Origin of the sequence: Corynebacterium striatum, assembly GCF_016728105.1 — a bacterium.
GTDB classification, from domain to species: domain Bacteria; phylum Actinomycetota; class Actinomycetes; order Mycobacteriales; family Mycobacteriaceae; genus Corynebacterium; species Corynebacterium striatum.
Genome location: NZ_CP068158.1, coordinates 987,522 through 1,000,225, shown reverse-complemented (window position 1 = coordinate 1,000,225; position 12,704 = coordinate 987,522). Strand labels below are relative to the sequence as shown.

Here is a 12,704-nt window from a genome sequence, read left to right as displayed (position 1 = left end):
TCAGCATCCATGACTAACGTTCGCCTTCGCCTAGACCTGGCCTACGACGGCACCGACTTCCACGGGTGGGCCCGCCAGAAGGGGGATTTGCGTACAGTCCAAGGGGTTCTCGAGGACAATCTTTCAATGATCCTGCGCCACGACGTAGAGCTGACTGTTGCGGGGCGTACCGATGCAGGCGTGCATTCCGCGGGGCAGGTAGCGCACTTTGACGTGCCGTCGGAGGCTCTAGATCAGCGATCGATTGATGGGGACCCGGCCAAATTGGTGCGTCGTCTAGCAAAGCTCCTTCCTGAAGACGTTCGTGTGCATGCCTGCACAGCGGCGCCAGAGGGATTCGACGCCCGCTTCTCGGCACTGCAGCGCCACTACGTTTACCGCATAACCACGCACCCACGCGGCGCACTTCCGACCCGCGCGCGGGATACCGCGCAGTGGCCAAAACCGGTGGACATTGACGCAATGCAGGAAGCCGCGACCACCTTGGTGGGTCTCCACGACTTCGCCGCGTTCTGTAAGGCCAAGCCGCACGCCACCACCATCCGGGACCTGCATTCCTTCGAGTGGGTGGACGTCTCCACGCCCACCGAGCCGCAGCTCTATGAAGCACGCGTCTGCGCAGATGCCTTCTGCTGGTCTATGGTGCGTTCCTTAGTGGGCTGTTGCCTGCGCGTGGGCGAGGGGGCACGCGACGTCGACTTCGCCGCAGCGATGCTCGCTGAGAGTCAACGTTCTTCCCAAATACCGCTGGCGCCAGCCAAAGGATTGAGCTTGGTACGTGTGGACTATCCGGCCGATGAGGAGCTCGCGGCGCGCGCGGCGGTGACTCGGGATCGTCGCGCTGCGGATGACGTGCAGTTGGGCTAAAGTAGCGCGCAGACTTACACAAATAAGCGCAGTCGCGTGAAGCGGTGGGGTGCCGCCTTAAAATCCTTAGGGTAGGGGCATCGTTGACGCCATCCGCGGGGTGCGCACTGCGCGTGAATTTCGGGGGAGGTTCGCATGGCTCGTCCCATGCCTACGACAAAAGCACACGTCTCAGGGTATAAGTTTCTGCGCCGACGGGTGGAACACGGCTTGGTTCTGGGCGATATCCGGATGATTCATGATCCGCTCGCCAAGCGGCGCCGCGCGCTCGTCTTCGGCATCATCGCCGTGGCCTTTCTAGGGGTTGGCTCGGGGCTTATGGCGTGGTTGCAACCCAATCCCAATCCGGGGGATGCGCCCATCGTGCGCACGGACCAAGGCCAGCTCTTTGTTCTGGTGAATGAGGCCTACCATCCAGTCGCTAATCTGACGTCCGCACGTTTGATTGTGGGCGAGCCGGCGACGCCGCATGCCATCGGCACGGACTTTCTGGGCGGTGCCCGCCTAGGCGCGCCGCTGGGAATTGCGGATGCGCCGAACTATCTGGCTGATCCCACCTCGCCGCATTCGGCGTGGGCAGCCTGCTATTCGCCGCAGGAAGACGTAGGCGATGAAAACCTCACGACCATCGACGACGATGCGGGGCGCCCAGGAGAGACCATCGTCGTGGCGAATGCGGATGTGCAAGGATTCACAGCGCAGGCCGCAGCCTTGGTGGAGTCCGGTGGCAAGAAGTGGTTGCTCACCGAGGCAGGGCGCGTGGCATTGCCCGCGGACACGAGCACACAAGGCAGGGTGCTGCGCCGCGCATTGGGGCTGCGCGATGACACGTATGCGTGGAAAATCTCGGAGGAGCTTCTCAATGCTTTCGCAGAGTTGCCGCCGCTGTCCTTTCCAGCGGAGCTACCGGAGATCCTGGATACCGGTGACGGCCTGTGGGCGCGCAGTGAGCAGGGAGTAGCAGCGATTACTCCCACCCAGGCGGAGATGCTGGTGGGGATGGGGGCGCAGCGCCTGAACACTGAAGCAACGGAGGTCGCAGCGCTTGGCGACGCCCCATTAGGCTTCAACCTGCCTTCTACCAGGTACGAGTTCCATGGCCCCGATGCGGGCTGGCTGTGCGCCAACGACGAAGGCGGAGGTGCTCTCAGCACACCAGTCGCGGGCAGCGTCGCCGTGGCGGGCGAAAGCGCTGCAGACCGGTTCGTGGGCCTAGAAGCTGGCGGGGTGGGCGTCGACAGTGGTCATGGCTACCATGTGATTTCCGCAACTGGACTTCGGCATGCAGTCTCCCAAGGCACCCTCATGGAGGCTCTCGGGACTACCAGTGACGTGCAGGTTCCTTGGGAAATTTTGCGGCTTCTGCCTGAGGGATCGCCCCTGGAGCGAGATGAGGCGCTGCGCGGCTGAAAGCGGTGCTCGGAAGAGATGCAGGCGGGCCGGACAGGTAGCTAGAATCAGTGCGCATGGGAACAATGCGCGAGGCGGTGCATGAGCGCGTAGAGAATTTTCGTGACCGGCACTCGCGCTCAAAGGAAGCCAAGTACGGCTTCTTGGTCCGTCCACTGACGCTGACCTTGGGATGGACCATCCTGATCGTCGGACTCATCACCATCCCGCTGCCCGGCCAAGGATGGCTCACCACCTTCGTAGGAATCGGGATTCTCTCCTTTGAGGTGCACTGGGCCCGTCACCTTTTGGAGTGGGGTGTTCACCAATACGATCGCTTCTTCGACTGGTTTGGCCGTCAATCCATGCGTACCCGCGCGCTGCTCATCACCTTGTTGATCGTGATTATTTGGCTCGTCTTCGCGCTCATTCTGTGGGGCTCATGGGCAACCGGATACCTGGACTTCCTCAACGGTTTCTTCGCGTGGCTGGGCATCACGCGTCCCGAATTCGGCGCAGCGTAGCGCCTAAGACAACAAGCCCGCCCAATGAGGCCACGAGCGCCATCAACCGCGCGGGCGCAACACTGCGTTCAGCGGCGGCTGGCCGAACAACTACGGACTTTTCTGGTGCAGCTGCATCAGCGCTCGCGTTGGGGCTTTCCCGATCCTGGTGGAAGGTCAGGGCGCTGAGCGGATCGATGAAACCGTTGCCTGGTTCGGCAGCAGCATAGATGCGGGCACGCAGCTTCGCAGGGCTTTCATGCGGATAGCGCTGCGCGAGCAAGGCGACGGTTCCGCTGAGAACCGGTGCGGCAAAGGAGGTGCCGTGGAATGGGGAGGGCTGCCCGTCGACGGTGGTCTTGGCGCGTGCCCACTCGCCGCCAGGGGCTAGCGCCAAGGGCACGTGGCCGTCGGCGCTGAGACGACGATCCTTGTCGTGAACAGGGATGGAATACTCGGCGACGTCGTGGGCGTTTGCCAGTGCGCCCACGGCCAGCACGGTGGCAGCATGCGCAGGATAGACCACGTCTTCTTTGGTGCAGCCGCCCGAGGACGCATTGCCGGAAGCTGCAACAATCACCGCACCGCTATCCTCGGCCCGCTGCAACGCGGCGTCGAGATCCCGCGTGTCCACCCGGTGTGCCTCCTTGCGCGGAACGCAGGAAATTACAGAAATGTTGATGACTTTGGCCCGCTCATCCAGCGCGCTGTTGATCGCAGCGGCAAGGGTCTCCAAGGTCCCGGAGGAACTGAGGTTGTCCTCTGAGCGATGGCGGTAGTGCCCGCTGGTCTGCCGGATGGACACAATCTCCGCACGGGGTGCGATGCCGATGTCATAGCCAGCAATCACGCCTGCGACGGCCGTTCCGTGGATATCGCAATCCCGTAGGGAATCGGGTTCTTCCGGGGTGACGAAGTCGCTGCCGCCGCGTAACGCCCGTAGTTGCGGATGCGGGCTGACACCAGTGTCGATGACGGCCACGGTGATGCCTTCACCGGTGGCAAAGGAATGCAGCCGTGCCCGGTACGCCGCTTGTTCCTGCGAGGAACGCGGTGAACGCTCCGCAGGAATAGGCACTGCGCATGCGACGTCAGGTTCGCGGGCCTGCGCCGGCGCGGGAAGAATCAACGACACCCCAAGAAGCATCAATGTAGCCGCCACCCGAAGTGAGCGGGCGAGAGCGCAGCCTGAGGCAAAAGACTCCTGAGCTTGCATGGCGTTTCCTATCCGAGACCACGGATGAGAAGGAAGATGCCTGCCACGTGTGCGGCTAGCGGTAAGCACGCCGCAATCGCGAGCGTCTCAGCGCGCTCGCACCACGCAATCGTGGTGGGCGCAGCCAGCGCAACCTTGGACGCCCACAGGGGAGTGGACACCATCGCGGCGAGCACACCTACAGCGAGTGCGCTGAGTACCCAGATGCTCCACGGCGGACTGGTGGTGAGAGCGCTCCAGCAGCGGGCAGCATAGATAGCGGCCACAGCCGTGGCAGCCAATGCCAGCCCAGTCAACGCCCACGATGACACCACGCGGGCATGGCGTACCGCGTGCAGCACCGTGGCGCCGGCGAGTGCCACGCACAAGAGCTGGGCGAAGAGGACCGTCACCAGGTTGGTAGAGCTCACCGGCATTACGGCAAGAAACGCCAATGCTGGAAGGCCCGCCACGGCAGCGCCGATGCACACGCCCTCGTAGGCCAGCCCGGCGCGATCTGCGCGCTGATCCACGTCATCCTGCACGGAGTCCGAGACGTCGAGGTCTTGTCCCGCGGTGGGCAATTGCGGGACCTTGAGCCCGACTAGGTGCGTAGTGAAGGAGGGCGCACCGGCCAGCAGTATCACCGTCGCGGCGAGCGCGCATGCAGCGCCTGCTGAGGGAACTACTTCCGGGGCCTGGGCGCCCACGAGGTTGGCGCCCTGCGCGCCGGGGAGTAGGCTGCCTGCGGCGCCGATCGCGCACAACAATGCGGTGGTCAATGTGGCAAGGCTCAAGCGCATCCCGCCTAGCTTGGTGACGTGACAGGCTGCCAGAGCAATAAGCGCCCCGACGCACCCGGCCCAGAGCGCCCAGGGGCGTTCGGCTTCTTGGGGCGAGATAAACACCCAGCCCGCGACGGCTGCCGCAGCGATACACAGGCAGGTCAAGAGAGCCGAACGCGTCCATAACGCCAGTACGAATGCTCCTAGTGCAACGAGCATGGCGGCCGGAAGCAGGCCCAGCGTAGCCGCGACGATGCTGCTTGCGGCAAGCAAACCGGCGCCCGCCCACACGGTTGCGGATTGCGCTGGCAGTCCCGCCGCCGCATTGTGGGCTAGAGCTTCTGCCGCGTCACGCACTACCGGCGCCGGTTTCTCTTCGACCGGCTCGATGATGAGTACCGAGCCTTCACGCAACGGTGTTCTTTCGAGCATGGTGCTAAGCGGGATTGCCTTGCCGCCCGCAGTGCTTGCCTGGAGTGGGACGGTGAAAATGGGGGCGTCGACAAGCTGCATCAGCTCCCCTAAAGACTCCCCAATGCTGGCAGCCAGCGGCAGCGCAACGTCTGCCTCCTTGCGGAATTCAAAAATATGGAATCGCACCGTGACCCGCACTGATTGCGCCTGCGTGGTGCTCAAAACTTCCGTCATGCAGAAATCCTCCCCCGAGAAAAACTGGTGCCTTATGGGCCTTCCCCACAAGGCTTCCCCCTTGCCTAACTCCACACATTGTGGCTTACTAGTGGCATCGTGTCCACCGCAAACGGTTAATCCGATTCACGGTGATGCATGGTGTAGGGCTGGGGTGCCGTGCACTGTGCAACGTAGTGAAAAGCAGTGGGGACGTGGGGAAATCGGAGGGATTTTATGGGGGAATTATGTCCATACCTGGACTCTCACATGCGTTATACAACGGAGTAAACAATTCGCTTGCGCGCGAAAAGATTGTCGAAGTACTAGATTCCGGCCAGCGTGAACCGGCACCACCTTTGCCGCAAGGCAGCGTGGATGCGGAGGCAGTGCCGGAGGCGGTGCGACCGCAACCGGTGCCTTTGATACGTATTCTTATGCCGCTGGTGATGGTTGGCGCGATGCTGGGCATGGTTGCATTGATGGTGTTGGGTGCGGGGCCAGAACGCCGCGTGAGCCCGATTAGCTTGATGTTTCCGCTCATGATGCTGGCGAGCGTCTTCATGATGTTCAATCCACAAGGCGGCGATCAGAATCCCGATGAGACGCGGCGGACCTACCTGCGGCACCTGAAGGCGTTGCGGGAAAAAGTCTTGGAGCTGTCAGCGGCGCAACGCGCGCATGAGGAGCACCGAAATCCGGCGCCCGAACAGGTGGCAGCGTTGGTGGGAAGTTACCGGATGTGGGAGCGCGTCGCCGACGACCCCGATGCGCTTGAAGTGCGCGTGGGCACTGGGCCGATGGCTTTGTGCGTGCCCATCAACGTGCCTGATTCAGGTGCCACGGAAGACCTTGATCCGGTGTGTGCGGTGAGCGTGCGGCACACGGTCAATGCCTTGCGGACGTTGGCGGAGATGCCGGTGGTCATTCAGCTGCAGGCATTTACCTGCCTGGGGCTTTCGGGGGAGCGAGCCGCGGATGTGGCACGCGCGATGTTGCTGCACTTGGCCGTGGCCCATGGCCCGGAGACGGTGGGCATTGAGCTGTACCCGCGGTGCAACACCGAGTGGGAGTGGGTCAAATGGTTGCCGCATACAAGGAGGCCTGAGCAGGCACGGTTTCGCATTGTGCTTGTCGACGCCACCCGCATCCCCGCGCATGCCGATCTACCGGAGGATGATGAGGTCACGAGCTATCTCTGCGTGGGCGTGCAGCGGCATACGCCGCTTGGGCAGCGTGCGGAAGAAGACGGAATCTTTCTCGTAGCAGGCGAGGATTTGCAGGTCGTTACCGCTGCAGGGGATGAGGTACTGGGTGTGCCCGATGACGTCGATGCTGAGACAGCGCTGCTGGTCGCGCGACAGCTGGCACAGTATCGCCGCCCCGACTTGCACGGTGCGGTCCGCTCGCGCAGGCGCAGTAACGACCTCATGGATCTGGTGGGCTGTGGGGACATCGATGATCTGGCCGCCAGTGGAATGTGGGCGGGCAGACATGCTGAGCAACGCCTCAAGGTCCCGATTGGGCTGGACGAGGTGGGGCAACCGGTGTACCTCGACCTCAAGGAATCCGCGCAGGGCGGCATGGGGCCGCATGGCCTGTGCATTGGGGCTACCGGCAGCGGAAAGAGCGAATTGCTGCGAACACTCGTTGCCTCACTTGCTGCGACCCATAGTCCGAAAGAACTCAACCTAGTCCTGGTCGACTTCAAGGGCGGTGCGACCTTCCTGGGCTGCGATACGCTGCCGCATACCTCGGCTGTCATCACCAACCTGGAAGAAGAGTCCACGCTGGTGGAGCGTATGCACGATGCCATTTCTGGTGAGATGAATCGCCGTCAAGAGCTGCTGCGCGCAGCAGGAAACTTTGCCAACGTCGATGCTTTCAACGCCGCTCCGCGCGCGGTAGAGGAGTTTGGCCGCATCCCGGCTCTTGTCATCGTGGTCGATGAATTCTCTGAGCTGTTGGGACAGCATCCCGACTTCGCGGAGCTCTTCGTCGCGGTGGGCAGGCTTGGCCGTTCCCTGCACGTGCACCTGTTGCTGGCTTCGCAACGCCTAGAGGAAGGGCGGTTGCGTGGACTGGATTCTCACTTGTCCTATCGCATTGGTTTGAAGACTTTTTCTGCTGCGGAATCACGGCAGGTTCTCGGCGTCACGGACGCCTATCATCTGCCCGCCCAGCCCGGCGCGGGCTATCTTAAGACGGATGCTGACGCGCCAACGCGCTTCCAAGCCGCCTACGTTTCGGGCCCGGTAGAGCGTCGCGTCGCAGCGCCCGAATCCCGAGGCACAGCGGGCTCCGCGGAACGTATACAGCAGACGCGGCCGCGCGTGACGTTCTTCTCCGGATGGGCGCCGGCACAGGATGAGGACGTTGACGCGCACGCAGTAGCAGCGCAGCACACGGTGGTTGATGAGTCGCAGTCGCTTCTCGACGCCCTCGTTGCAGCCGCCGAGCTGGAGGCGCGGCGTCGCCAGCAGCATGCGCACCGCATTTGGCTGCCGCCGCTGCCACCTGTGGTGGAGCTTTCCGCAGTGGTGGCAACACCTGAAGACCAGGGCAGGAATGCAGGTGCACAGCCCTTCCTAGAGGCGGCGATCGGCATCATCGATAGGCCTTTTTACCAGCGTCAAGACCCGCTCGTGGTGGATCTTGCTGCGGAAGGTGGGCACCTCGCCATTTGTGGCGGCCCGCAATCCGGAAAGTCGATGGCCCTGCGCAGCGTGGTGACGGCATTAGCTGTGGTGAACAAACCGGCGCACGTGCGCTTCTACGTCATTGATCTGGGTGGTGGGCAGTTGACCGCGCTAGCACGGCTGCCGCACGTTGCGGGAGTGGCCAGCCGGGATGAGCCCGAGAAGGTCCGGCGAATTGTGGATGAGGTGGCGGGCCACATTCGCCGCCCCAGTGAACCACATACGTTCCTCGTCATCGATGGATGGCATCACATCGGCACTGCCGGCGCCGAGTACGAAGACCTGGCGGAGCCCGTCACCGCAATCGTGGCCGATGGTGCATCGGCGCGGGTTCACGTGGTGGTCACCACCAACCGGTGGACTAGTATGCGCCCGAATGTCCGCGATCTGATTTCCCAACGTCTTGAACTGCGCCTTGGCGAAGCGATGGATTCGCTCATCGACCGCAAAGCGCAGCAGAAGCTCCCCGCCGCGCCGGGCCGGGGACTCACGGTGGGCGGCGAGAACATGCTCATTGCGGCCACGGCCAATCAAGACCTAGCGCATGTCGCAAGGATTCACGTCGATTCTGAACCGGTGCCTGCACTCAAGATGCTGCCGGACGTGCTGCGTGAGGTCGAAAACGTGGAAGGAATCAGCGGAATCACCTGGGGTATCGGCGGGCCCGACCTGGAACCGCTGGCCTGGGATCCCGCGGCGACGCCACATGTGGTGTGCGTGGGCTCCCAAGGCTCTGGAAAGTCAGCGTTTCTCAGCACTGTGTTGCAAGGAATAGAAAAGCTTCCGCGGGAGGAAGCGCGCATCGTCGTCATCGACCACAGGCGCGCGCACCTGGGGACACTCGAACCTGACATGGTGGCGGCCTACGCGGCCAACACCGCGGCCACACAGCAGACGATCATCGATACAGCGCGCACCCTGGAGGCGCGTCTTCCTGGCGCGGACGTGACGCCCGCTGAGCTCGCCGCGCGTTCCTGGTGGCAGGGCCCGGACATTTACCTGGCAATTGATGACTTGGATTTGGTCAGCGAGATTGCCTTGGCGCCTTTACTTGAACTGCTTCCGCATGCGCGTGATATCGGGCTGCACCTGCTGATTGCTCGCAAATCGGGCGGAATTGGCAGGGCACTTTATAGCCAGTTCCTCTCCGCCGTCCGCGACCTTCAACCCGCAGTATTTCTTCTCGACTCCGATCGTGAGGAAGGCACCATCTTCGGCCTCAAACCCGCGGCCCAACCACCTGGACGCGGTCAGTGGTCCATTCGTGGCGCCCTCGTTGGCGTTGCCCAATCTCTTTACACCGAATCAACCCAGGAGAACTTCTCATGACTTCCACTCTTTCCGGCCAATTCTCTTCCGCAGGGCTCGGCGACACCGACACTCTCATAATCACCATTTTGGATGCAGCCACCATCTACGAGGGCCCAGAAACGGTCTATCGTTATGACCTTCCCGGTACCGGCATCGTGGATGGCTGGGCGCTGTCCCCAGTAGTAGAGCAGTGTTCCAAGATTTGTGGTCCGCAATGGCCAGAGGTAACAGCTGAGGTCATCGTCGACGTTTCCGGCACAGAAATTTCGGTGGAGGCGGCGGCAATTTTGCGTAGGCAACTCGAAGTGGCGGGGGTCTTGGTGGCTTCAGATACCGATGCCGAATACGCCGGGCCTGTATTTACACCCGACATGGAACCCGCAGAAACGCCGACCCAAGAATTCCACGTAAAGAACACTTCAGTCACCGAGCGCCCAAGTGTGGGATATGAACCTGATGATCGTGGGCACCAGGAGCACATGCTTGAAGACGCCGCGACTTCGAAACCTAAAGCAAAGCCCCGCAAGGCAACCAAGCGGCCGAAACTCAAGCCCCTCTCACTGCCCGCCTGGTTTGATCCTTTTTATGCGGGTATTGCCGCAGTCGTATTCACTGTCGCTGGCCTGTCCTGGTGGGCAATGGGGCGCCACGAGGAACAAGCATCAGTAGAGCAACTTTCGCAGACTGTAGCCCAAGCGCCACAACCAAGCGCTGCGCCAAGTAGCGGCCCTGCCGTGGAGGAAGCCAAACCGGGTTTGAACCCAGGGCAGAAGGAACTCGACGTTGAGGGGATGAACGTGGTTCTCCCACAAGGTTTCCACCCCAAGGTTGAAGATGGCGTGGTGACAGTAACTGGTGAGGACCCGGATCTGCGCATTTTGCTTTCCGCTGATCCCCTCTACGCAGTGCCAGTGGACATGCTTTTTAAGGAGCTGCACGCGGAAATCGAAACGGATCCCGCTTTGTCCGAGCCAAGGGAGGAAGCTGGGCGCTTAAACTATCTGGAAGATCCCGGCGATGGTTCCAAGGTGTCGTGGATGACATGGGCCGATGGCGAGCACCAGCTTTCGGTTGGATGCCATACGCGCTACGAGCCGAATGTGGTGCAAAAAGCCGCCTGCCGCATGGCAGCGGAGTCATTGGTGAAGAAGAACTAAAGAGTTTTTCGGTTCCGGGGAACCGATTCTGATTCAGCGCAGTCTAATAAGTATGAGAAAGCCGCACTCGGCTTTTTCGGGGGAAATACACACCACTTTGAGCCCAAGGAAGGGGCAAGAAATGACTCAGCTGTTTAAGACTGAAGCCGATGTAATGGTGGCTACTGCTGGACGCGTGGACTCCACCAATGACGAGGTGCAGGGGGAACTCACTCGTCTGCAGGGCGTCGTGGACTCGGTGCGTTCCAACTGGGATGGCCGTGCGCAGGTCTCATTCGACAATCTCATGCAGCGCTACAACACCTCGGCACAGCAGCTGCGCGAGGCGCTGACCGCAATCTCTGACAACATCCGTGACAACGCTCGCAACTTCGACGATGTAGAAGCCACCAACGCGCAGGCCTTTTCCAACGTCGGCGGAGCAGGCCTTGCCCTCTAAGCCGTTCAAGGCTTAAAACTCACAGCACAACTGGCAATCACAGGAAGACGCAAAGAAGGAAAACATGTCTGCTATCAAGTACGAATTTGGCGCCATCGCGGGTGCTGCTGCCGATATCAACTCCACTTCCGGCCGCATCAACGGTTTGCTCGGGGACCTCAAGTCCACCCTGCAACCAATGGTGGCTACCTGGGAAGGCGAATCGGCCGCGGCTTATAACGAGGCGCAGGCAAAGTGGGACAACGCTGCTGCAGAGCTCAACACTGTTCTGGCCACCATTTCCAAGACCGTCTCGCAGGGCAACGACGCAATGAGTGACGTCAACCGCCGTGCGGCAGCAAGCTGGGGCTAAGGAGGAGTTGCTCATTCGCATCGAGCCGGGCCAATCTTCTTAAACACACCACACCGAGTAGGGAGCAAGGCGAACGCAACTGGTCTCGATGCACGCACCCCGGGCTTTGATATAAGCCCGGGGTGCGTATGTTTTCGCACCCTTAGTGCGAGAGGGGCGTCGCCAAGCAAAGCGTTTTGGGTTTTGAGCAGCTGACGGCTAAAGTTGTAGCCCTATGTGTTTGCATCCTTTTGGGGTGCGCGCTTTCTGCAGGTCTCCACCGGCCGCTGTACGGAAGCGTAAGACATTCATAGCGTTGGCCGGCAGTCCTCAGACAGACTTTCAAGGAGTCATTTTGTCTACTTTCCACCCGAAGAGCGGTGACATCACCCGCAAGTGGTACGTCATCGACGCTACCGATGTGGTGCTGGGCAAGCTTGCTTCCACCGTTGCAGACATGCTGCGCGGTAAGCACAAGCCACAGTTCGCACCGAACGTTGATTGCGGCGACCACATCATCATCCTGAACGCGGACAAGATCCACGTTTCCTCCAACAAGCGCGAGCGCGAAATGCGCTACCGTCACTCCGGTTACCCGGGCGGCCTGAAGTCCATGACTCTTGGTCAGTCCCTGGACACCAACCCGGTTCGCGTTATCGAAGAAGCTGTTAAGGGCATGATGCCGCACAACAAGCTTTCCGACGCCTCCATCAAGAAGCTGCACGTCTTCGTTGGTGAGGAGCACCCTTACGCCGGTCAGAAGCCGGAGACCTTCGAGTTTAAGCAGGTGGCACAGTAATGACCGAGCAGAACATCGCAAACGCTGACAACAACGTAGCCGACGCTGCCGACATCGCTGCAGCAACCGCTGCTACCGAGGAGTTCACCAACACCATCGGTGATTCCATCGCTACCTCCACCGAGGCAGAGGTTGAGACCGCTGCTCCGATTCACGAGGGCCCGATCCAGACCGTTGGTCGCCGTAAGCGCGCCATCGCTCGTGTTCGCCTCGTTGCTGGTTCCGGCGAGATCACCGTGAATGGCCGTTCCTTCGACAACTACTTCCCGAACAAGCTGCACCAGCAGGACATCCTCCTGCCGCTGACCCTGCTTGAGCGCGAAGGCCAGTTCGACATCAAGGTCACCGTTTCTGGCGGCGGCCCAACCGGCCAGGCAGGCGCTCTGCGTCTGGCTATCGCCCGCGCACTCAACGTCTACAACCCGGCTGACCGCCCGGCCCTCAAGAAGGCTGGCCTGCTCACCCGTGACGCACGTGCCGTGGAGCGTAAGAAGGCTGGTCTGCACAAGGCACGTCGTGCCCCGCAGTACTCCAAGCGTTAATTCTTCGCTTACGTACAGCTCGAGCCGTTGCTTCCTTTTCGGAAGTGACGGCTTGTGCCG

Annotated in this window: 11 protein-coding genes; 9 read left to right on the top strand and 2 right to left on the bottom strand. The window is 61.4% G+C overall.

From position 1 onward, the window contains the following. Nucleotides 1-9 precede the first annotated feature (9 nt). The 3 genes from truA to I6I72_RS04635 all read left to right on the top strand — a co-directional run bounded on the left by truA (nt 10) and on the right by I6I72_RS04635 (nt 2,780). Entirely contained in the window at nt 10-867 is an 858-nt protein-coding gene (gene truA, locus I6I72_RS04645; protein ID WP_049064355.1) for a tRNA pseudouridine(38-40) synthase TruA, read from the top strand. A gap of 147 nt (nt 868-1,014) precedes the next feature. Then, entirely contained in the window at nt 1,015-2,277 is a 1,263-nt protein-coding gene (eccB, locus tag I6I72_RS04640; RefSeq protein ID WP_236081533.1) for a type VII secretion protein EccB, read from the top strand. A 56-nt stretch (nt 2,278-2,333) separates the two neighbouring features. Then, nucleotides 2,334-2,780, top strand: a complete 447-nt coding sequence (locus I6I72_RS04635; protein ID WP_049064351.1) for a TIGR02611 family protein — start codon at nt 2,334-2,336, stop codon at nt 2,778-2,780. Here the strand turns inward: I6I72_RS04635 and I6I72_RS04630 are convergent. Together I6I72_RS04630 and eccD are read right to left on the bottom strand one after the other, a co-directional pair. After that, nucleotides 2,752-3,894, bottom strand: coding sequence for a S8 family serine peptidase (locus I6I72_RS04630; protein WP_236592671.1), 1,143 nt, complete (start codon nt 3,892-3,894; stop codon nt 2,752-2,754). The two genes, I6I72_RS04635 and I6I72_RS04630, sit on opposite strands and share 29 nt — an antisense overlap. An 89-nt stretch (nt 3,895-3,983) precedes the next feature. Then, nucleotides 3,984-5,387, bottom strand: coding sequence for a type VII secretion integral membrane protein EccD (gene eccD, locus I6I72_RS04625; RefSeq protein ID WP_049146953.1), 1,404 nt, complete (start codon nt 5,385-5,387; stop codon nt 3,984-3,986). Between the two features lie 416 nt (nt 5,388-5,803). Between eccD and eccCa the strand changes: the two genes are divergently transcribed. From eccCa to rpsI, 6 genes are all read left to right on the top strand, one after another. Continuing rightward, a complete protein-coding gene (gene eccCa, locus I6I72_RS04620) occupies nt 5,804-9,394 on the top strand; it encodes a type VII secretion protein EccCa (RefSeq protein ID WP_236592692.1) in 3,591 nt (1,196 codons plus the stop codon). Continuing rightward, nucleotides 9,391-10,533, top strand: a complete 1,143-nt coding sequence (locus I6I72_RS04615; protein WP_049152212.1) for a type VII secretion-associated protein — start codon at nt 9,391-9,393, stop codon at nt 10,531-10,533. The genes eccCa and I6I72_RS04615 overlap by 4 nt, the downstream gene beginning before the upstream one ends. Nucleotides 10,534-10,654: 121 nt before the next feature. Next, on the top strand, nt 10,655-10,972 hold the full coding sequence (locus I6I72_RS04610) for a WXG100 family type VII secretion target (RefSeq protein WP_034656525.1): 318 nt from the start codon (nt 10,655-10,657) through the stop codon (nt 10,970-10,972). A 64-nt stretch (nt 10,973-11,036) separates the two neighbouring features. After that, nucleotides 11,037-11,324, top strand: coding sequence for a WXG100 family type VII secretion target (locus I6I72_RS04605; RefSeq protein ID WP_005527839.1), 288 nt, complete (start codon nt 11,037-11,039; stop codon nt 11,322-11,324). Between the two features lie 334 nt (nt 11,325-11,658). After that, nucleotides 11,659-12,102: a 50S ribosomal protein L13 gene (rplM, locus tag I6I72_RS04600; protein WP_034656527.1), complete on the top strand. Its 444-nt coding sequence runs from the start codon at nt 11,659-11,661 to the stop codon at nt 12,100-12,102. Continuing rightward, complete coding sequence (gene rpsI / locus I6I72_RS04595; protein ID WP_005527843.1) at nt 12,102-12,644, top strand: 30S ribosomal protein S9; 543 nt, start codon at nt 12,102-12,104, stop codon at nt 12,642-12,644. The genes rplM and rpsI overlap by 1 nt, the downstream gene beginning before the upstream one ends. Nucleotides 12,645-12,704: the final 60 nt, after the last annotated feature.